The 22,392-nt window shown below is 38.5% G+C and carries 21 protein-coding genes; 1 reads left to right on the plus strand and 20 read right to left on the minus strand.

Features of this window, described 5'->3' with window-relative positions:
* Window positions 1–8: 8 nt before the first annotated feature.
* The 12 genes from NIZ91_20535 to NIZ91_20590 form a co-directional block, all read right to left on the minus strand.
* A complete protein-coding gene (locus tag NIZ91_20535) occupies window positions 9–452 on the minus strand; it encodes an acetyltransferase (GenBank protein USY55056.1) in 444 nt (147 codons plus the stop codon).
* An 81-nt stretch (window positions 453–533) separates the two neighbouring features.
* Window positions 534–1,301 carry a stage II sporulation protein R gene (gene spoIIR, locus NIZ91_20540; GenBank protein ID USY55057.1) on the minus strand — a complete coding sequence of 256 codons (768 nt, stop codon included), beginning with the start codon at window positions 1,299–1,301 and terminating at the stop codon, window positions 534–536.
* An 80-nt stretch (window positions 1,302–1,381) separates the two neighbouring features.
* Window positions 1,382–2,224 carry a peptide chain release factor N(5)-glutamine methyltransferase gene (gene prmC / locus NIZ91_20545; protein USY55058.1) on the minus strand — a complete coding sequence of 281 codons (843 nt, stop codon included), beginning with the start codon at window positions 2,222–2,224 and terminating at the stop codon, window positions 1,382–1,384.
* Between the two features lie 2 nt (window positions 2,225–2,226).
* Window positions 2,227–3,294, minus strand: coding sequence for a peptide chain release factor 1 (gene prfA / locus NIZ91_20550; GenBank protein USY55059.1), 1,068 nt, complete (start codon window positions 3,292–3,294; stop codon window positions 2,227–2,229).
* An 86-nt stretch (window positions 3,295–3,380) separates the two neighbouring features.
* Window positions 3,381–3,767: a hypothetical protein gene (locus NIZ91_20555; protein ID USY55060.1), complete on the minus strand. Its 387-nt coding sequence runs from the start codon at window positions 3,765–3,767 to the stop codon at window positions 3,381–3,383.
* Window positions 3,768–3,857: 90 nt separating this feature from the next.
* Window positions 3,858–4,469 (minus strand): thymidine kinase, encoded by a 612-nt coding sequence (locus NIZ91_20560; GenBank protein USY57250.1) that lies wholly within the window; start codon window positions 4,467–4,469, stop codon window positions 3,858–3,860.
* A 201-nt stretch (window positions 4,470–4,670) separates the two neighbouring features.
* Window positions 4,671–4,871: a 50S ribosomal protein L31 gene (gene rpmE, locus NIZ91_20565; protein ID USY55061.1), complete on the minus strand. Its 201-nt coding sequence runs from the start codon at window positions 4,869–4,871 to the stop codon at window positions 4,671–4,673.
* Window positions 4,872–5,087: 216 nt separating this feature from the next.
* Window positions 5,088–6,362 (minus strand): transcription termination factor Rho, encoded by a 1,275-nt coding sequence (rho, locus tag NIZ91_20570; GenBank protein USY55062.1) that lies wholly within the window; start codon window positions 6,360–6,362, stop codon window positions 5,088–5,090.
* 493 nt (window positions 6,363–6,855) lie between these two features.
* A complete protein-coding gene (locus NIZ91_20575; GenBank protein ID USY55063.1) occupies window positions 6,856–8,142 on the minus strand; it encodes a UDP-N-acetylglucosamine 1-carboxyvinyltransferase in 1,287 nt (428 codons plus the stop codon).
* A 204-nt stretch (window positions 8,143–8,346) separates the two neighbouring features.
* Window positions 8,347–8,991 carry a fructose-6-phosphate aldolase gene (gene fsa / locus NIZ91_20580; protein USY55064.1) on the minus strand — a complete coding sequence of 215 codons (645 nt, stop codon included), beginning with the start codon at window positions 8,989–8,991 and terminating at the stop codon, window positions 8,347–8,349.
* A 123-nt stretch (window positions 8,992–9,114) separates the two neighbouring features.
* A complete protein-coding gene (locus NIZ91_20585; protein USY55065.1) occupies window positions 9,115–9,972 on the minus strand; it encodes a fructose-bisphosphate aldolase in 858 nt (285 codons plus the stop codon).
* 225 nt (window positions 9,973–10,197) lie between these two features.
* Window positions 10,198–10,572: a response regulator gene (locus NIZ91_20590; GenBank protein USY55066.1), complete on the minus strand. Its 375-nt coding sequence runs from the start codon at window positions 10,570–10,572 to the stop codon at window positions 10,198–10,200.
* A 237-nt stretch (window positions 10,573–10,809) separates the two neighbouring features.
* On the opposite strand from NIZ91_20590, the gene NIZ91_20595 reads away from it, so the two are divergent.
* A complete protein-coding gene (locus NIZ91_20595) occupies window positions 10,810–11,340 on the plus strand; it encodes a DUF2529 domain-containing protein (protein ID USY55067.1) in 531 nt (176 codons plus the stop codon).
* Between the two features lie 39 nt (window positions 11,341–11,379).
* Here the strand turns inward: NIZ91_20595 and NIZ91_20600 are convergent, their stop codons facing one another.
* The 8 genes from NIZ91_20600 to NIZ91_20635 form a co-directional block, all read right to left on the minus strand.
* Window positions 11,380–12,987, minus strand: coding sequence for a CTP synthase (locus NIZ91_20600; protein ID USY55068.1), 1,608 nt, complete (start codon window positions 12,985–12,987; stop codon window positions 11,380–11,382).
* 347 nt (window positions 12,988–13,334) lie between these two features.
* Window positions 13,335–13,880, minus strand: coding sequence for a DNA-directed RNA polymerase subunit delta (gene rpoE, locus NIZ91_20605; GenBank protein ID USY55069.1), 546 nt, complete (start codon window positions 13,878–13,880; stop codon window positions 13,335–13,337).
* Window positions 13,881–14,090: 210 nt separating this feature from the next.
* The gene (locus tag NIZ91_20610; GenBank protein ID USY55070.1) at window positions 14,091–17,318 is read right to left on the minus strand and encodes a methylmalonyl-CoA mutase family protein; all 3,228 of its coding nucleotides are present in this window, start codon (window positions 17,316–17,318) and stop codon (window positions 14,091–14,093) included.
* Window positions 17,319–17,336: 18 nt separating this feature from the next.
* A complete protein-coding gene (locus NIZ91_20615; protein ID USY55071.1) occupies window positions 17,337–17,966 on the minus strand; it encodes a TetR/AcrR family transcriptional regulator in 630 nt (209 codons plus the stop codon).
* A gap of 22 nt (window positions 17,967–17,988) precedes the next feature.
* Window positions 17,989–19,128 (minus strand): acyl-CoA dehydrogenase, encoded by a 1,140-nt coding sequence (locus NIZ91_20620; GenBank protein USY55072.1) that lies wholly within the window; start codon window positions 19,126–19,128, stop codon window positions 17,989–17,991.
* A 16-nt stretch (window positions 19,129–19,144) separates the two neighbouring features.
* Window positions 19,145–20,257, minus strand: a complete 1,113-nt coding sequence (locus NIZ91_20625; GenBank protein ID USY55073.1) for an acyl-CoA dehydrogenase family protein — start codon at window positions 20,255–20,257, stop codon at window positions 19,145–19,147.
* A gap of 11 nt (window positions 20,258–20,268) precedes the next feature.
* The gene (locus NIZ91_20630; GenBank protein USY55074.1) at window positions 20,269–21,123 is read right to left on the minus strand and encodes a 3-hydroxybutyryl-CoA dehydrogenase; all 855 of its coding nucleotides are present in this window, start codon (window positions 21,121–21,123) and stop codon (window positions 20,269–20,271) included.
* A 15-nt stretch (window positions 21,124–21,138) separates the two neighbouring features.
* Window positions 21,139–22,317 carry an acetyl-CoA C-acetyltransferase gene (locus tag NIZ91_20635; protein ID USY55075.1) on the minus strand — a complete coding sequence of 393 codons (1,179 nt, stop codon included), beginning with the start codon at window positions 22,315–22,317 and terminating at the stop codon, window positions 21,139–21,141.
* Window positions 22,318–22,392: the final 75 nt, after the last annotated feature.

Consider the following 22,392-nt stretch of genomic DNA (forward strand, 5'->3'; position numbering starts at 1 on the left):
TGTAAAAGTTAATCTTGATAAGCCATCACATATACTTGCTCTAAGCTTGGAAGGTTTCGTAGATAAGAGTGATGTTTCAAGCCACCTGGCAATTCTTCGTAGTGGATTTGCTGAAAATTCATCATAGAAAAAAACTGTACAGATGAAGCCTTATTGGTCACTAAATATAATTGATGCACATCATTTTTTTTTGCTAGTTGTACAATACTTTTAAATAATAATAAAATGTCCGATCTCATGAGGGAAGGCGAAACAACAAGAGAACGTAATAACCCATGCTCTCCATCTTTTTCAAATCCAACAGTTGCTAACAGCTCGTCATTCTCATCTTCCATAATAACAAAATGATGAATACTTTCTGCTACACCTTCTGAACTAATACCTGCTTTTGTTAAGAAAGATTGAATTCGCCCACAATCTTTCACTTCTGCTAACTTTAATTGTTCCTTCATTTCTCATCACCTCATTTTAGTTTCTAGTAACAAAACTATGAAATATGAGAAACAAATAGAACTATATACTTTTACTTTCTATCATTTGAATAAAGATGAAGCTAGTTCTACAATAAAGAATTTCACTTCTACTTCTTCTTCTTTTTTCTGTACTTTTTTACTAGACTTCTTCTGCTGCTTTTCTTTTTTCGCTTCTTTTACAGCTACTTCTTGTGCTAAATTTGAAGTCGATGCAACAAGGTTTGAATGATCAATATGATTAGCATCTACTTTCGCTACTTCTTCAGCGACCGATTCAATCACTTCTTTCTTTTCTACAGGTTGCTCTTCCTCTGGCATTGGTGATTGAATAGCTTCACCATTTGAGAAATCCAAAAAGCACATGGGTGGAAATAGTACGCACCACCAGTTTGCTCCTTCACCTTCACCTAAAGTGATTAGTACTGCCTCATATTCACCAGCAGGATAAAGAAACTGGCCATATAACTTTGTTGGAAAGCTCACCTTTCCAAAATCAACGTGTATAGACTCATTCATACCTTGTTCTTTCATAACTTCCTTAGCAATTGCTTCTAATGCTGGCAAGTTGCTTTTAATAACATCTCTGGCATCATCCACTGACGTAAGCTCTTGTACCCACGTAGTGATTTGTGCATTTACTTCATCTCTAATCAATCGCTTTACATGCTGATCTTTCTCACTATCGCTGTTTGCTAGAATACGCAAACGAATCGCTTCATCTGGAATTACCATGGGCTCATTAGCTTCGACCTTTTGGTTTGTATATAGAATTTGGATATTTGCTCCAATAATAAGTAAAAGAAAATAAATGATTGCTTGTTTTTTCATTATGTCCACCATCCCTTCACAAGACAGTATGGACAATCATTTTCTATCCTAAACTAGCAACTTATTAAAATCTATTATTTTTATAAAGAAGCAAATACCATTCGATCTTTTCCGTTGATATCAAAAACAACTTCAACTTTCGCACTGTGAAACTGCTTTTTTAACATATCTGCTACGACATTAGCTTGTCCAGCCCCTACTTCAAATGCAATAATTCCTTGTTTGTTAATAACAAGCGGGAGCTCTTCCATAAAGCGTCGATAGAAATTCAAACCATCTTGACCACCAAAAAGAGCTCGATTAGGCTCATAGTCCTTTACAACGGTTGATAACTCATCACTATCAGGAATATAAGGAGGATTAGATACCACAACATCAAACCGTTGAGCTGTCTCAATAAAAGGCTTTAATAAATCACCATGTACAAATTGAACCTTCGCACCCAAGCATTTAGCATTTTTTTTTGCTACCGCTAAAGATTCTTCTGCAATATCAGTGCACGTCATTTCTATTGCTGGAACTTCTAAAGCAAGTGTAACACCAATTGCACCACTACCTGTTCCAATATCAACAGCTTGAATTGGATTATGCCCAAACTTTTGTTTCATACGTTCAATTAAACCTAATACAAGCTCTTCCGTTTCGGGACGCGGTATTAGCACTTCCTCATTTACTTGAAACGTCCTTCCATAGAACTCTTCCGAACCAATGAGATATTGTACCGGGATACCATCTACATGTTTGTTAACATCATATTGGAATTTTTTTATTGTTACTGCTGGAACTTCTTCTTGTAATGAAGCAAGTAGGTAAGTTCGAGTCATGCCAAGGTGATGACGCAACAGCATTTCCCCCGCATTTTCATCTCGTTTCGCTTCTTTTAAACAAGAAGAAGCCCATTTTAGGGCTTCAAAAACTTTCATTGTTAGTTCGAATCTTCCATTCTTCTCGCTTGATCTTCCATGATTAATGCATCAATGACTTCATCTAGCTTACCTTCTAGAATTTGATCAAGCTTTTGAATTGTTAAACCAATTCGGTGATCCGTTACACGGTTTTGAGGGAAGTTATACGTACGAATACGCTCTGAACGATCCCCAGAACCTACTGCTTGCTTACGATTTGCATCGTATTCAGCTTGGGCTTCCTGCTGAAATTTATCATAAACACGCGCACGTAATACTTTCATTGCTTTTTCTTTATTCTTAATTTGGGACTTTTCATCTTGACACGACACAACTGTTCCTGTTGGTAAATGAGTTAAACGAACAGCGGACATAGTTGTATTTACACTTTGTCCACCTGGTCCACTAGATGCGAACGTATCAACACGAATATCTTTTTCGTGAATCTCTACTTCTACCTCTTCTGCTTCCGGTAAACATGCAACGGTTGCTGTTGAAGTATGAATACGTCCACCAGATTCCGTTTCAGGTACACGTTGAACGCGATGTGCGCCGTTTTCAAACTTCATTTTTGAATATGCACCTTTACCGTTAATCATGAAAATAATTTCTTTATATCCACCAACACCTGTTGTGTTAGCTTCCATTACGTCAATTTTCCAGCCTTGAGTCTCGGCAAAACGGGAGTACATGCGGTACAGGTTACCAGCAAATAAAGCTGCTTCATCGCCTCCTGCAGCACCACGAATCTCCATAATAACGTTTTTGTCATCATTTGGATCTTTCGGGATTAACAGAATGCGAAGTTTATCTTCTAATTCTTCTGCCTGTGGCTCTAGCTCTTGAATTTCTTCTTTAACCATTTCACGCATATCCGCATCAAGTTTTTCTTCAAGCATCGCTTTTGCATCTTGTAGCTGCTCTTTTACTTCTTTATACTCTCGGTAACACGTAACAGTCTCTTGTATATCTGATTGTTCTTTTGAATACTCTCTTAATTTAGATGGGTCATTTACGATTTCAGGGTCGCTAAGAAGCTCATTCAACTTCTCATAGCGTGCCTCCACGGCTTCTAAACGATCAAACACGTCATTCACCTCATTTTTTATCCATAACGTTCTAATTATAGTATAGCTCATGGATTCAGTCAAAACAAAGTGAGTCTTAACATGGATTATGGCTTGACGTTTACATGAAATTGAAGTCTAGGCAAACCCTCATAGAAAGCCTCATTGAGATTTTTTATAATCTTTTTCTTCTCGTGAACGTTATATTCTTTTCCAACATAGACCGTCACCCAAGCATCTTTTCCACTGATAACAATATTTCCAGGCTTATAGGGAGTTTTAACGTTAATAATTTCCTCAATCTTAGCTGCATCATCTTTTACTGCAGTTTGTTTATTCGTTGTATTTAAAAAATTAGGGTTTTGATCCGTAAATTCTTCATAATTTTCAAGCTCAGCCCGCTCTTTTTTTGATTGAGCTTCTTGAGAATTGTTTCCTTGATTACATGCGGTTACAAGAAAAGCTGTAAACAGTATTATGATTAAGTGTTTCATACTATCACCCTCCTATCTTGTTAGCTTTCCGCATTCCTCTCTTTTCATCCAATTCCATAAAAAAAAGCAAGGCCGTTTGGCCTTGCTTTTTTACTTTGTTAACTCTTGAAAGTTACTTGCTGTTTTTGAACTTTTCACCACATGACAATGACGGCAGCGAGGTTCGTAAGATTCTGATGCACCCACTAATATAATGGGATCATCATAAGAAGCTGGCTCTCCATTAATTAAGCGTTGAGTACGACTTGCTGGAGATCCACATGATGCACAAACAGCTTGCAATTTTGTAACTGATTCAGCTATTGCCATCAGCTGAGGTACATGTCCAAAAGGCTCACCACGAAAGTCTTGATCAAGTCCTGCTACAATGACACGAAACCCTTTATCTGCAAGAGCTTGTACAACTTCAACAATTTGATTATCAAAGAATTGAATCTCATCGATTGCCACTACGTCTGTTTCAGCGCTAACCTTATCTAAAATATCGGTAGAGATGGATATTGGATGCGCAATAACTGATGTTCCATTATGTGACACAACTGCTTCTTCACTGTATCGATCATCAATTGCAGGTTTAAATACCTGCACATTTTGTTTAGCAAACTGCGTGCGACGAACACGACGAATTAACTCTTCTGATTTCCCTGAGAACATACTTCCACAAATTACTTCAATCCAACCGCTTTGTTTCATTACGTACACCATGCGGGACTCTCCCTTCCTATCACTCCATTATGAGCGAACCGCTACTAACTTTATCTAGTCTACCTTTAATTATGTAGAACATGTATATAGAAAAGATTTCTTCACCTACAATGGAAATCTTTAACTTTTTTCCTATTTTAAGAAGTAAAAAAACAGGCAAGAGATAAGCCACTTGCCTGTTTGCTTCGACAATCTTGATTATTTAAGACCGTATTTTTTGTTGAAACGATCAACACGGCCACCAGCTTCAGCGAATTTTTGACGGCCCGTATAGAATGGGTGACATTGTGAACAAGTCTCAACGCGCATCTCTTCTTTTACAGAACCAGTTTCAAACTCATTACCACAGCTGCATTTCACCATGATTTTGTTGTACTTTGGATGAATTCCTGTTTTCATTCTTTTCATCTCCTTCCGCCCTGAATCATTCTGAAACAGAGTTTATTGATAAGAAAAATGATGAGCATAATTGCAACATCGTGTATCTTATCAACACACATGATGAAATTATAACAAGGGTTGTTTCGTTTTGCAACCACCTATTCAAAACATCTTTTTTCCATCAACTAACACTTCATTTAAAACTTATATAAAATTAATTTGGTCTGTTTTCTTTTATCTTTTATTAGCTAATAAAGCTTTCTTCTCTTCAGTCAATAAAGCAAAAAATTCTTCATTTGACTTGGTTTGACGAAGACGCTTTAAGAACTTTTCAGCAAAATCAGGTGCATCAGCCATCGACTTACGAATAGCCCATAGATGATCAAGCTGCTCTTTTGGAATAAGAAGCTCTTCTTTACGTGTACCTGAACGACGAATATCAATTGCTGGGAAAATACGTTTTTCAGCAAGTGAGCGATCAAGGTGAAGCTCCATATTTCCAGTTCCTTTAAACTCTTCGTAAATTACGTCGTCCATACGAGAGCCTGTATCAATTAAAGCTGTTGCAAGAATGGTCAAGCTTCCACCATCTTCAATGTTTCTAGCCGCACCAAAGAATCGTTTTGGACGATGGAAAGCTGCTGGGTCAATACCACCTGACAACGTTCGTCCACTTGGCGGAATAACGAGGTTATAAGCACGAGCTAGACGAGTAATACTATCCATTAAGATGACAACGTCTTTTTTATGCTCTACTAGTCTCATTGCACGTTCCAGTACAAGCTCTGCGACTTTAATATGATTTTCTGGCACCTCATCAAACGTTGAGCTGACGACATCTCCATCAACAGATCGTTCAATATCTGTTACTTCTTCAGGGCGCTCGTCAATTAAGAGAACAATAAGCTCTGCTTCTGGGTGATTTGTTGTAATGCTGTTGGCAATTTCTTTTAAAAGCATTGTTTTACCAGCCTTAGGTGGCGCAACAATTAATCCCCTTTGGCCAAAACCAATTGGTGAAATGAGATCAATAATTCGGGTTGAGAAACTTCTAGGTTGTGTTTCTAGACGCATTTGCTCATTTGGATAAATAGGTGTTAGGGCCGGGAAATGCACGCGCTCTTTTGATGTCTCTGGATCTTCGCCATTAACTGCTTCTACGTGTAACAAGCCATAGTAACGCTCGTTTTCTTTAGGGGGACGAACCTTACCAGATACTTTATCTCCGTTTCTTAAATCAAAACGTCGAATCTGAGAGGCAGAAATATAGATATCCTCAGAACTTGGAGAATAGTTGATTGGTCTTAAAAAACCAAACCCTTCCGATTGAATAATTTCAAGGACACCTTCCATGAAAAGCAGACCGTCTTGTTCTGCCTGTGCTTTTAAAATTGCAAAAACAAGCTCTTTTTTCGTTAGCTTGCTATAATAAGAAACTTTATATGCTTTCGCATGTTCATATAGCTCTTTTAATTTCATATTTTCTAAACTGGATAATGTTAAGTTCATTAGGACACCACGCTTTTAATGAATAATTTTTGAGTTTCCTTCCATATTAAGTTACTATCTAGCAGAAAATGATACGGTCGGAACAGTGTGTTAAAGATGGAGAAGGTAATCTAGAAGTATACATAAGTAGAATCAATTATAATTATACACTTATTAGAAGAAAAAACAGGTTACTTTCATAACGAAGTGGCCAAAACCACGAATTGTTTGATGTAGCAACTTATATTCTAACCTTTTTCTATCTTTTTAATCAATCTTTTTTTGACGCATAACGGTCAAATCCAAAAAACACGTTATAGTTTAATAGCTTCGACTGAAAACCTTTTCAATTCATATTAAATAAGAAATGATAGGTACAAATGCATTGCACACACCAATTTATTATTTATAACGAATAATCAGTGAGGGATTTCCCTCACTGATTTTCAACTTACTCTATTATAGACCAAATTTGCATAATGTCTAGTAGCTGACCTGATGAGAAAAACTATGATTAAGAATTTTGAAATTGCTCAATTTCTTCCTCAGTCATTTCTTCTCGCCAAATCATTGCACCTAGAGTTGATAACTTGTCCACTAAGTGACTATATCCACGATCAATATGCTCTAATCCAGTAACTTCAGTAATTCCTTTAGCCATTAAACCAGCTGTCACTAAAGCGGCTCCTGCGCGTAAGTCTGAAGCTTTAACACGTGCACCTTGCAACTGTACAGGGCCATTAATAATTGCAGAGCGACCTTCTACTTTTACGGAAGCATTCATTCGTCTTAGTTCATCAATGTGTTTAAAACGAGCACCATAAATTGTATCTGTTACTACGCTTGTACCAGATGCTTTTGTCAATAAAGTAGTAAACGGTTGTTGCAAATCTGTTGGGAATCCTGGATACACTAATGTTTTAATGTCTACAGGCTTTAATAATTCTCTTGTAGCCACCAAAATTTGGTCCGAACTTGTTTCAATATGAATGCCCATTTCTCTCATTTTAGCAGTCAAGGATTCCAAGTGCTGCGGAATTACATTATCCACAATCACTTCTTTTCCCATGCTAGCACCCATTACCATATAAGTACCGGCCTCAATACGATCTGGAATAATTGAATGACGGCAGCCGTGTAAAGTATCTACACCATCAATCCTAATAACGTCTGTTCCCGCACCTTTAATTTTTGCTCCCATACTTGTTAATAGTGTTGCAACATCAATAATCTCAGGCTCTTTAGCTGCATTTTCAATAACAGTACGTCCCTTTGCTCTGACAGCAGCTAGCATGATATTTATAGTTGCACCGACACTTACTACGTCTAAATAAATTCGAGCTCCTTTTAGTTCTTCAGCACGTAAATAAATAGCTCCTTGTTCATTTGTAACAGTCGCACCTAGCGCCTCAAAACCTTTGATATGCTGGTCGATTGGGCGAGGTCCTAAATAACAACCGCCAGGAAGACCAACAACCGCTTTTTTAAAGCGTCCTAACATTGCTCCCATTAAATAATAAGAAGCGCGCAGTTTTTTTACCTTTCCACTCGGTAAAGGCATTGCCGTCATATGAGTCGGGTTTACCGTTAATTCTTCATTATCACTTGTGACACTGCCACCAATTTCTTCAATTAAATCACTCAGCAATTCAACATCTGATATACGAGGTAACCCCTCTATTGTAACAGGTGACTCCGCTAAAATTGTAGCTGGAATCAGTGCCACAGCGCTATTTTTAGCACCGCTTACACGAACTGTTCCACTTAGAGTAAAGCCACCTTGTATTTTCAGCTTTTCCATTTATAGCTCCCTTCCAGCGAAAGAAAGTTTTCCACTCTGTAGTTAAGGAAAAAATTGGAACTACCACTATGTAGACTACTTGTATTTTTCCTCTTATCTACTAGTGTACACGAAAATCCAAAAATCATGTATAATTTCGACAATTTTAAAGAAAATATGGCATTTACTCAGTTTATTCGTAAATGCCATATCATCTTATCTACATTATTTTTGTCGTGTTTCCCAATCTGATAGAAACTGTTCTATTCCTGCTTCTGTTAAAGGGTGCTTAAAAAGTTGCATAATAACCTTGTAAGGAATTGTTGCAATATGAGCTCCTTGCTTAGCAGCTTCCGTTACATGCATTGGGTGACGAATGGAAGCAGCAATGATTTCAGTTGGAATATCGTGAATAGCAAAAATCTCTGCAATATCTGAAATTAAGTTCATACCATTAAATCCGATATCATCAAGGCGTCCTAAAAATGGCGAAACATATGTAGCTCCAGCTCTTGCAGCTAACAATGCTTGGTTAGCAGAAAAAATAAGCGTTACGTTGGTTTTAATTCCAAGACTAGTGAATTCGTTTACTGCTTTTAGGCCGTCTGGAGTCATTGGCACTTTAATCGTAATATTTGGCGCAATGGCTGCCAACTCTTTACCTTCTCGTATCATTCCTTCTGCATCTAAAGAAATGACCTCGGCACTTACTGACCCTTCAACCAGCTCCGTAATCTCTCGAAGGCGGTCTTCAAATGTAATATTCTCTTTTGCTACCAAACTTGGATTCGTTGTAACACCAGCAACTACACCTAATGAATACGCTTCCTTTATTTCTGATAAGTTAGCTGTATCAATAAAAAATTTCACCTGTCCCCATCCCCTTTTTTCTTAATTATATGAAAATTATAATTAAAACAAAGCCGCCTTACAACTATTGAGCAAGGCGGCTTTGCACCATCTCATCATTAATCACTTAATGCGGAATGGTAATTATGCTTTGTTTGAAGAACCAAACTCACGCATTTTCCCTTGAACTGTCGCTTGAATTGCATCGCGAGCTGGTCCTAAGTATTTACGTGGGTCATATTGCTCAGGTTGTGCAGCTAGTACTTCGCGTACAGCTTTAGCTGAAGCAATTTGGTTTTCTGTATTTACGTTAATTTTAGCAGTTCCTAAAGAAACAGCTTTTTGAATATCTTTTGTTGGGATACCAGTACCACCGTGTAATACTAATGGTAAACCAGTAATTTGACCGATTTCTTCCATTTCAGCAAAACCTAAGTTTGGCTCACCTTTGTAAGGACCGTGAACTGAACCTAATGCTGGAGCAAGACAATCGATACCTGTACGTTTAACAAGCTCTTCACACTCTTTTGCATCAGCGTAGATAACGCCATCAGCGATTACGTCATCTTCTTGTCCACCAACAGTTCCTAACTCAGCTTCTACAGATACACCGTGGAAGTGTGCTAATTCAACTACTTGAGCAGTAGTTGCAATGTTTTCTTCGAATGGGTGGTGAGAAGCATCGATCATTACAGAAGTGAATCCTGCATGAATTGCTTTTGCACATGATTCAAAGCTTGAACCATGGTCTAAGTGAATTGCAACTGGCACTGTTACATTGTAGTCTTCGATTAAACCTTTAACCATTGATACTACAGTTTTGAAACCGCCCATGTAACGTGCTGCACCTTCAGATACACCTAGGATAACTGGAGAGTTTTCTTCTTGAGCTGCTTTTAAGATAGCTTGAGTGAACTCTAAGTTGTTTAGGTTAAATTGGCCTACTGCGTAGCCTTCCTCTTTTGCTTTAATAAGCATGTCTTTCATTGATACTAAAGGCATGTTGAAATCCTCCTTAATAATCTATGTGAGTTAGATACTAACCAAAAGCCTACCTAAAGTAGTATGCTCTTGAATCTGACATTCCATGTAGAAATGCGGTGTATCTGCACACAATATGTTGTCGAATGATTAATACAGTAATTAGGATACCAACTTAAAAACAAAACAGCAAGATTTTTAGGTTAATATTAAAAATTTCTTAGAAACACGCTTGTTTGTAAGCACTTACTTAGACTTTAATGGTATATATTCCCTAACAACCTGCCTAATTTCATCAATATCAAACGGTTTTGCAAAGTGCGTTAATGCACCTAAATCTTTTGCTTCTTGAATCATATCTAATTCACCATAAGCGGTCATTATAATCACTTTTATTGTCTTGTCATACTCTTTTAATCTTTTTAGAATTTCAATTCCGTCCATTCCTGGAATCTTCATGTCAAGTAAGACAAGATCAAGTTGTTGTTCTTTTGCAATGTCAATCGCTTGAAACCCATTCGCTGCTTGAAAAGTTTGATACCCTTCCTTTTGCAATACTTCTGTTAGTAAAATACGAATTCCGTACTGGTCATCTACAATTAAGATTTTTTCAGTCAACATAATCCCACCTTCTATACCGCCTCTTGTTGAGACAAAACTAACATATGTATTTCGTTATAAAGCGACAAATCCCTGCTCATTTAAGAAAATCTTACAAAATACAGGAATTTCAGTCATTATTCTTACCTCGTTTTTTAATACCTTTTTATTATAACTTGTTTTACACTAGAATATGGATATATTTTTTCGCTATAATGATTAGCAAACACTCTTGAGAAAGAGAAAGGTGAATTTATCATGCTTAAAATTTTCACAACACAATTGTCTAGCTATTTTAAACGCATAGGCGAAAAAGAAGAACTCAACTTAGAAGATGGGTCTCGTATTTTAGCTCAAGCAGCCGTTGGACAAGGCAATATTTATATTTATGGAGTAAATGAAATGCAAGCTGTGACGTACGAAGCGACGCAGAGTGCAGAACCTTTAACTCATGCAAAACCTTTAGTTCTCGATGACATTCGCAGTTTAACATCAGTCGATCGAGTCCTCATTGTTACAAGATTTTCCACAGATGAAAAAGCAGTTGAAGTTGCACATATGCTACTTAAAGAAGGAATTCCGTTTGTTAGCATCGGTGCCGTTCCTAAAGAAGTACAAAGTGATAGCATTCATGACCTATCAGATGTTCACATTAATACTTATCTTTTACAACCTCTTATACCTGATGATAATGGTGAACGCTTTGGCTTTCCAGCTCTCATGACGGCCCTTTATGCTTATTATGGTTTATCGTTTACATTAAAAGAAATCCTAGATGAAAACGAATAACAAAAAGACGCTGTAACACAGCGTCTTTTTTATCACATTTTATTGTTGTTGTCCTAATTCAATTGATGCGCGAATGAACTCTCTAAATAGAGGTTGTGGACGGTTCGGACGAGAAGTAAATTCTGGATGGAATTGAGCTGCTAAGAACCATGGGTGGTCTTTTAACTCAACAATTTCCACTAAACGACCGTCTGGACTTGTACCAGAGAAGATAAAGCCTTTCTTCTCCATCTCTTGACGATATTCGTTATTGAACTCGTAACGGTGGCGATGACGCTCATAAATAACTTCATCTTGGTACGCTTGATGAGCTAATGTTCCTTCTGTTAGCTTACAAGGATATAAGCCTAAGCGAAGTGTTCCACCTAAATCCTCAACATCTTTTTGTTCTGGTAATAAGTCGATGATTGGATAATTTGTGCTTGGAGCAATTTCAGCAGAGTGTGCTCCTTCTAAACCTAATACGTTGCGAGCAAACTCTACAGATGCAAGTTGCATACCTAAGCAAATACCTAAGAATGGCACTTTTTGCTCACGAGCATATTGAGTAGCTACGATCTTACCTTCAATACCGCGGTCACCAAATCCACCTGGTACTAGAATTCCATCAACATCACCTAATAGTTCACTTACGTTTTCTTGCGTAACGTGCTCTGAGTTAATCCATTGGATGTTTACATCTGCATCGAACGCATAGCCAGCATGTCGCATTGCTTCAACAACTGAAATGTAAGCATCTTGAAGCTCTACATATTTACCAACAAGAGCAATCTTTGTTGTTTTAGATAAGCCTTTTACTTTAGCTACAAGCTCTTTCCACTCTGTCATATCCGCTTCTTTACAATCTAGCTTTAAGTGATCGCACGTGATTTGGTCTAAGTGTTGGTCTTGTAGAGATAATGGAATTTCGTATAGCGTTTCTGCATCTGCACATTCAATAACTGCTTTTTTATCGATATCGCAGAATAAAGCTAGCTTTTCTTTCATATCTTCAGAAATTGGCATTTCTGTACGTACAACAATAACGTTTGGCTGAATCCCTAAGCTACGAAGTTCTTTAACACTATGCTGTGTTGGCTTTGTTTTCATCTCACCTGCAGCCTTTAAATATGGCACTAATGTACAATGAATGTACATTACGTTATCGCGACCGATATCGCTTTTAATTTGACGAATAGCTTCTAAGAATGGCAGAGATTCGATATCTCCTACTGTTCCACCAATTTCAGTAATAACAACGTCTGCGTTTGTCTCTTTACCTGCACGGAATACTTTTTCTTTGATTTCATTTGTAATATGAGGAATTACTTGAACTGTTCCACCTAGGTAGTCACCACGGCGCTCTTTTTTCAATACAGTTGAGTAAACCTTCCCTGTTGTTACGTTACTATAGCGATTTAAGTTAATATCAATAAAGCGCTCATAGTGCCCTAAGTCTAAATCTGTTTCTGCACCATCATCTGTAACGAATACTTCACCATGCTGATAAGGGCTCATTGTTCCTGGGTCTACGTTAATGTATGGATCAAACTTTTGAATGGTTACATTTAATCCACGATTTTTTAATAGTCTACCTAGAGAAGCAGCAGTAATCCCTTTCCCCAAAGAAGATACAACGCCACCTGTTACGAAAATATATTTTGTCATTTGGTCTTCCCCCTCTAAATTTGTTAAAGTGTACAATACTAAAAGTTTTTACATAAACAATCACAATTCATTCATCATGTATGAAATTATTGAAAGCATGACTAAGAATGCTTGAATAAGAATTCAACTGTTCAGTACGAAAAAGCAAAAACCCGATAGCACAAAGAGCCTTTATAGTTTTTAACTCCAAGTTGCCAAGTTTTTAAAAAAAAATTGCTCCCAATGCCATAACAGGATTGGGAGCAATGTTCTATATAATATGTTTAAACTTCTTAAATACTCGTTTAAAGAGCCCAAAAAAGATTCTACATATTTCAATGACAAAAGTCAAGAACCATTATGATAGATTATTTTCCATCCTCATATTCAAGGTCTTCTTCGTCTTCTTCATCATCTTCTTCATCTAGATCTTCATCTAAGTCATCAAATTCTTCTTCGTCTTCTTCAATAACATCTTCTTCATCTAAATCGTCAAAATCATCGTCATCTTCTTCTTCAGCTAGTTCATCAAGATCATCGAAATCTAGATCTTCTTCTTCTAAATCATCAAAATCATCTAACTCGTCTACAACAGCTTTTTTCGCTTTCTTCTTCTTAGGCTTCGCTGCTGGTACAATATCTTCTTCTGCCTGATCAAAAGGATACCAACCTCTTAAACCCCAATAGTTTTCACCAATTGTTAGGAAACGGCCATCGATATTAATATCTGTATAGAACTGAGCAATTCTTGATTTTAATTCTGTATCTGACATCTCTGTTGCTTTTACAATTTCATCAATAATTTCTTGAAATGAAATAGCTTGACGGTCTGTTTTCTCACTTAACAGCGCATACGCAATTTCGATCATTGACATCTCTTTTAATTCTTCTTTTGAGTATTTTTCTAAACTCAAAGGTGACACGCCCTTTCTATGTATATCTAAAATCTATTAAATCAATTCATCATAAGTTCAAATGATGGACACGAATAAATACATACCATTCATTATAAACAAATTCAATACATTTATGCTAGCCTCGATTCTAAAAATCTCTTGGAAATTGCAAAATGAAACAGAAACTACTAGCTCTATATAGCTAATAGTTTCTGTTTCTAAAACAATTTACATATTTCGACGATACTGCCCACCACATTCGTAAAGCGCCTGTGTAATTTCACCGAGGCTGGCAACTTGGACGGTATTCATAAGCTCAGCAAAGATATTCTCTCCATTGTTGGCAACCTTTTTTAACCTTTCAAGCGCTGGCTTTGCATCACCAATATGTTTTTTTTGAAACGCTTTAAGCTGCTCGATTTGATAATTCTTTTCTTCCCAAGATGCGCGAGCAAGCTGCATATCATTAACGCTTATATCACCTTGCTCATTGGGGTTACGATACGTATTTACTCCAATGATTGGTAAGGAACCATTATGCTTTCTCATCTCATATTCCATTGATTCATCTTGAATTTTGCCGCGCTGGTACTGTAGCTCCATAGCACCTAATACTCCACCTCGTGTATTGATACGTTCAAATTCTTGTAAAACAGCTTCCTCCACTAAATCTGTTAACTCTTCTACAATATAAGAACCTTGAAGCGGGTTTTCATTCTTTGTTAACCCATTTTCTTTCGTAATAATTAATTGAATAGCCATCGCACGACGTACTGATTCTTCCGTAGGTGTTGTAATAGCTTCATCATACGCATTCGTATGCAAAGAGTTACAGTTATCATGAAGAGCCATTAATGCCTGTAGTGTTGTACGAATGTCGTTAAACTGAATTTCTTGAGCATGAAGTGAACGCCCAGACGTTTGTACATGGTACTTTAACTTTTGACTCCGTTCGTTTGCTCCATATTTATCACGCATAACAATGGCCCATATACGTCGAGCTACGCGACCAATTACCGTATACTCGGGATCAAGTCCATTACTGAAAAAGAAGGAAAGGTTTGGTGCAAAGTCATCGATATTCATACCACGACTTAAGTAATACTCTACATACGTAAATCCATTAGCAAGCGTAAAAGCAAGCTGAGAAATGGGGTTAGCTCCTGCCTCTGCAATATGATAGCCCGAAATTGACACAGAGTAATAGTTACGAACTTGATTCTGCGTAAAGTATTCTTGAATATCTCCCATCATCTTCAAAGCAAACTCTGTAGAGAAAATACATGTATTCTGTCCTTGGTCTTCTTTTAAAATATCTGCTTGGACAGTTCCTCTAACCGTGGTTAAGGCTTCGTTTTTTACCACTTCGTATTCTTCTAGACTCAGCTGACGTTTCAACTCTTTTTCTTTTTTATCTACCTTTTGAGCAATAGCTACGTTCATGAACATAGCTAATAAAATAGGAGCTGGTCCGTTAATCGTCATAGAAACCGATGTAGAAGGTGCACATAAATCAAAGCCTTCATATAACTTTTTCATATCGTCTAATGTACATATACTAACGCCACTTTCACCGATTTTCCCGAAAATATCAGGACGTTCCGCTGGATTTTCACCATATAGCGTCACGGAATCAAAGGCTGTGCTTAGACGCTTCGCGTTATCATCTTTTGACAAATAATGAAAGCGACGGTTCGTTCTTTCTGGTGTGCCTTCTCCAGCAAACTGTCGTTTAGGGTCTTCACCTTTTCGCTTAAATGGGAAAACTCCGGCTGTAAAAGGAAATCCACCTGGAACGTTTTCTCTATATAACCACTGTAAAACATCTCCATCATCTCGTAATGTAGGCAACGCTACCTTTGGAATTTTCAATCCTGACAATGTCTCAATTTGTAAATCTGTTTTGATTTCTTTTCCTCGCACGTAAGTTGTCAACGTAGGTTGACGATAGTTAATCTTTAATTCTTCCCACCTTTCTAACTTCTCTTTTGATTCTTTAGATAACTGGTTTTCATATTTTTGCAAAAGTTCCTTTAGCTCATGCTGACTTTCTTTATGTCTAACCTCATTTATAACGCTTTTTACTTGATGGACTTTATGCGCAAAGTCCCCTTGCTCTTTTGCATAGCTATGATAGCCTCGCACTGTATTTACAATCTCCTGTAAATATTGCTGTTTATCTGGAGGAATAATGGTATGTGATTGTTTTTCATCTGTAGATAGAGTTGGTTTAAGCTGAGTATTGAACTGTTGATTAATAGTGCGAATCAACTCATTATATAAATAATTAGTTCCCGGGTCGTTAAATTGACTGGCAATAGTTCCATATACAGGCATATTGCCTGGTGATTCCTCAAATCGTTCATGGTTACGCTGATATTGCTTTTGAACTTGGCGCTTCGCATCTTCAGACCCTTTTTTCTCAAATTTATTAATAACAACAAAGTCGGCATAATCAAGCATCTCAATCTTTTCAAGCTGCGATGGGGCACCAAATTCACTAGTCATGACATACATGGATAGATTGGCTAAATCTTTAATTTCAGCATCCGCTTGCCCAATACCACTCGTTTCGACGATAATCATGTCGAAGCCCGCTGTCGTTACAATATCAACTGCATCTTTAATAGCTGCTGATAGCTCATGTTTAGAAGAACGTGTTGCTAAACTCCTCATATAAACTCGATTCGATGAAACGCTATTCATTCGAATTCGGTCTCCTAACAGCGCTCCACCTGTTTTTTGCTTAGTTGGATCAATTGATAATACAGCAATATGAAGAGATTCATTTTCTTCTAGAAAGCGCCGAATTAATTCATCTGTTAAAGAGCTTTTACCAGCCCCGCCTGTTCCCGTTATACCTAAAATGGGAATAGATGATGCCGATTTTAAATCTCTTTTAATCGCTTCTAGAGTTGCCGCTTGTTCTTGCATAACCCCATTTAAAAGCGCATTCTCAACTAATGTAATATACTGAGCAATGACTTGATGATTGGTTTTTTCTAACTGATTGACCGGGGGTACTTCAGGCACAGCCACCATCTGACACTCGTCCACCATATACTGAATCATGCCTTGTAGCCCCATTAAGCGCCCATCCTCTGGAGAGAAAATTTTAGCAATCCCGTAGTGGTGAAGCTCCTCTCTTTCGCTTGGAATAATAACTCCACCACCTCCTCCATAAATACGAATGTGGGAAGCCCCTTTCTCTTTTAGCAAATCATACATATATTTAAAGTACTCGACGTGACCTCCTTGGTATGAAGAAATTGCAATTCCTTGAACATCCTCCTGTATAGCAGCATTCACCACCTCTTCAACAGACCGGTTATGGCCTAAGTGAATGACTTCTACTCCTAACGATTGCAAAATGCGTCGCATAATATTAATAGACGCATCATGGCCATCAAATAAGCTAGCCGCCGTTACAAAACGTACTCTTTTCTTTTGCTCCATTATAATGACGCCTCCCCATTAAACAGATTGGACTGAAAAATCTTTTAGCAAAAACTTCAGCTGTATGTTTGTGTATTCTTCCAGCGTGTAGTGTTGCTGCAGCCACCAACGTCTAAACGCCCACATCTGCCCCTGGACAAAAATATGATGGGCTAGCAGCTTTACCTCTTTGTCATCTAGAAGGAATTGCTCGCTTTGGATACAACCACGAATTAATGTCTCAAACATGCCCACCATCTCAAGCTCTTTTTTTAATACATAGGGGAGAGCATCTTTTGATAATGATTTTGCTTCTTGGTACATAACAAGAACTTCATCTTGAAGTTCATTAATCACCTTAAAATAATGCGTAATTGCCTTTTCTAAGCATTGAACCGTATAGCCTTCAAGGTGCATTTCCTCTTCTAAGCGCTCTCTTACTTCTTCATAAATGCTGTCGCAAACTAAATAAAGAACATCTTCTTTTGACTGGATGTATTCATAAAGCGTACCGATACTAAATCCTGATGATTTTGCGATTTCTCTCGTGGTCGTTCGATGAAAACCTTTTTCTTTAAAAAGACTAACTGCACCTTTCACCATCTGCGTCCGTCTTTCTTCAATTAACCGCTCATCCTTAATAGAGGTAAGCACTTCTCTTTTACTCATCAACATCCACCTTCTCCGCTCTTTATTTTGAAAGGTAACGAGAAATAACCAAACGCTGAACCTCTTGAGTCCCTTCATAAATTTGGGTAATTTTTGCATCTCTCATATATCTCTCAACAGGATAATCCTTCGTATATCCGTACCCACCAAATACTTGAACAGCTTCTGTCGTGACTTTCATAGCAGTATCACCTGCATAAAGTTTTGACATAGCGGATTCCTTCCCATAAGGTAGCCCTTCTCCTTCTAACCAAGCTGCCTGATACGTTAATAGTCGTGCTGCCTCAATGCTAGTTGCCATATCAGCTAACTTAAACGCAATTCCCTGCTGCGCAATAATGGGCTTGCCAAACTGGTGACGCTCTTTTGCATACGCCACCGCTGCGTCTAGAGCTCCTTGAGCAATCCCTACCGCTTGAGCAGCAATACCGTTTCGTCCACCATCCAGCGTCATCATGGCAATCTTAAAGCCCTCTCCTTCGTTGCCCAGTAGATTCTCTTTTGGCACTCGACAGTTCTCAAAGATAATTTCCGTTGTGGGTGATGAACGAATACCTAGCTTCTTTTCTTTCTTTCCAACAGAGAATCCTTCCGTATTCTTCTCCACGATGAATGCGCTCGTTCCTTTTTGTTTTTCTGCTGGATTTGTACGGGCAAACACGACATAAATATCCGCTTCTCCACCGTTTGTAATGAAGATCTTCGAGCCGTTTAATACATAAAAATCGCCTTCTTTTACAGCGGTCGTTTTCATGCCTCCCGCATCAGATCCTGCACTCGACTCAGTAAGTCCGTAAGCACCAATTTTTTCTCCTTGAGCCATCGGTTTTAAGTACTTATGCTTTTGCTCTTCGCTACCAAACTTAAAGATTGGCCACCCAGCAAGAGAGGTATGGGCTGACAGTGTCACTCCTGTTGATGCACATACGCGCGACAGCTCTTCAACGGCTATACAATAAGCTAAATAGTCGCTTCCAATTCCTCCATACTCTTCTGGCCACGGGATGCCAGTTAATCCTAGCTCACTCATCTTTCGAAAGATATCTCGATCAAAACGCTCTTCTTCATCTCTCTCTTCAGCTGTAGGCCCTACCTCATTCTTAGCAAAATCTCGAACCATTTTCCGAATCATTTCATGCTCTTCTGATAGTTTAAAATACATGTTAAGCTCCCCCAATTTATAAAGATTTACTGATTACGATACGCTGAATTTCACTTGTTCCTTCATAAATTTCACATACCTTTGCATCTCGGAATAAACGTTCTACAGCATGGCCTTGTGTGGCTCCTCCAAGTCCAATAAGCTGAATGGCTTCTGTCGTAAGATTCATTGCAGCTTGTGAAGCAAAAAGCTTTGCCATTGAAGCTTGTTTTGTACATTTCATGCCTTGTTGATATAAATGAGCTGCGCGATAAACAAGTAGTCGAGCTGCTTCCACTTGAGTTTCCATGTCAGCAAGTTTTCCTTGCTGAAGAATGTTCTCTTTTTCTTCAGTAAATACTATATTTTTCTTGGCTTCATAAAGAGCTCCTTCTGCAATCCCTAAGGACTGCGCTGCAATGCCAATTCTCCCTGCATCTAAATTGGCCATCGCAATCTTAAAGCCCTCTCCTTCGTTGCCAAGGCGATTAGCAACTGGTATTTTCATATTTTCAAAGTGAAGCTGCACAGTACGAGAACCGTTTAACCCCATCTTTTTTTCATCTTTCCCAACGTGAAACCCAACCATATTTTTCTCTACAATAAACGCGGTAATTCCTTTGGAACCTAAGCTTCTGTTAGTTTTCGCAAACATAATGTACGTATCTGCTTCTCCACCATTTGTGATAAAAATTTTGGAACCGTTTACAATATAGTGGTCTTCTTTTCTTTCAGCAGTTGTTTTTAAACTAGCTGCATCAGAGCCTGCATTCGGTTCAGTTAAAGCAAAAGCGCCCAGATATGCTCCTTTGGATAGTTTTGTCACATACCTCTGCTTTTGTTCATCTGTTCCAAAGCGAAGAATTGGATTGGTACCAACGGACGTATGAACAGATAAAATAACGCCTAAAGCAGGGCTTACTTTGGAGATTTCATGGATGGCCATGGTATATGAAATAAAATCGAGCTCTTGACCACCGTAAACCTTTGGAATAGGAATTCCAAGAAGGCCTGCATTCCCCATGACTTTTAACATCTCTTTTGGAAACTCTCCGTTCTCCATTTTGGGCACCACTTTTATCACTTCATCCGCCACAAATTTACGAATGAGCTGTTGAAAGCTGAGCTGTTTATCCGTAAAAGCAAGCATTTCATCACTCCTTACTTGTCATATATAAAAAAGCCACGACCTACTTTCTTCCCTAACCAACCCGCTTTTACATATTTCCTTAACAACGGACACGGTCGATATTTATCATCTCCAAACCCTTTGTGGAGTGTTTCCATAATAAATAGACAGGTATCTAAGCCAATAAAATCAGCTAGCGTCAGCGGCCCCATTGGATGACGCATGCCAAGCTTCATCACTGCATCAATATCCTCTTTCCTTGCAACACCTTCATATAACGTATAAATTGCTTCATTAATCATTGGCATTAAAATTCGGTTTGATACAAACCCAGGAAAATCTTCTACTTCTACAGGAACTTTATTTAAACGCTCAGACGTTTCGTGAATTACTTTATACACTTCATCGCTTGTAGCTAACCCTCGAATAATTTCCACTAACTTCATCACAGGCACTGGGTTCATAAAATGCATTCCAATGACTTGTTGAGGCCGATTAGTAGCGGCTGCAATTTCGGTAATGGGTAGGGATGATGTATTGGTAGCCAAGATTGTATGAGGTGGCATAAGCTGATCTAACTCTTTAAAGAGCATTTGTTTAACCTCCATTTTCTCCACGACGGCTTCCACTACTAAATCTATTTGCTTTGCCTTAGAAAGAGACGAAATTGGACTTAATCTCTCCATCACTTCATCCTTTTCCGCTTGTGTCATAGCAGCTTTTTCTACTTGGCGATTTAACTGCTTATCGATAAATGCGATTCCTTTTTTAATCTGTTCTTCTGACATATCGTAAAGTGAAACATGGTAATTTGACGTCATAAAAACTTGGGCAATCCCTAACCCCATTTGTCCTGCTCCAATTACAAGTACGTTCTTAATATCCATGGCCTTCTCCCCTTTTTAATGTACTTCTACCATCACAGCATCACCCTGGCCACCGCCACTACAAATTGCTGCAATTCCTAAGCCACCCCCACGGCGCTTTAGTTCGTGAATAAGGGTAACTAAAATCCTCGCTCCACTTGCCCCAATTGGATGGCCAAGTGCGATAGCTCCTCCGTTTACGTTCACTTTGTCAGCAGGTAAGTTAGCTACTTGCATGCTCATAAGCGCTACAGCTGCAAAGGCTTCGTTAATCTCAAATAAATCAATATCTTGAACAGTTTTATTACAACGCTTTAACACTCTCTCTATTACTAACCCTGGCGTAACAGGAAATTTTTGTGGCTCAACAGCTAATGAGTCATGACCTATAATCGTTGCAATCGGTTGATAACCATTTTGCTTTGCTTCTTCTTCATTCATTACAAGCAATGCTGCTGCGCCGTCATTTACACCGGGTGCGTTGCCTGCCGTAATTGTTCCATCATGATCGAATACTGGTCGCAGCGTACTCAGTCTTTCATATGACGTATCATGGCGTGGCCCCTCATCTTGCTTCACTACTTCTGTTCCTTTACGTCCTTTGACATCGATGGCCACAAGCTCAGCTTGCCACTTTCCCTCTCTCTCTGCTTGAACAGCCAACTGATGACTACGTAAAGCCCACTCATCCTGCTTTTCTCGGGAAATATTCAGTTCATTTGCTAATCTATTTCCGTAAGTTCCCATATGAACTCCTGTAAAGCTGCATGTTAAACCATCATGAATCATCAAATCTTTGGTTTGGCCATCTCCCATTCGAAAACCCCATCTTGCTTTTGGTAAAAGGTATGGTGCGTTGCTCATAGACTCCATGCCTCCGGCCACAATGGTCGAAGCTTCACCTAAACGTATATACTGGTCTGCTAACATAACACTTCTCATCCCTGATGCACATACTTTGTTAATGGTTTCTGTTTGCACACTCCAAGGTAAACCAGCATGATGCAGCGCTTGACGAGATGGCAATTGTCCTTGTCCCCCTTGAAGTACACAGCCCATAATAACCGAATCAATCTTTTCTGCCTCTACACCAGCACGCTGAACCGCCGATTTTATAGCGTGGCCACCGAGCTCTGAGGCAGTGAGTGAGCTTAGCCCTCCCCCTAATTTACCAAAAGGCGTACGCACAGCACTGACAATGACAGACTTCTTCATCTATAACTCCCCCTTTTCCGATTGAACGTTTGCTCAACTTGATGGCAAGCAAACTTTCTATCCCTTACAAGGTTG

This window comes from Bacillus sp. 1780r2a1 (genome assembly GCA_024134725.1).
Lineage (GTDB): Bacteria > Bacillota > Bacilli > Bacillales > Bacillaceae_H > Priestia > Priestia aryabhattai_A.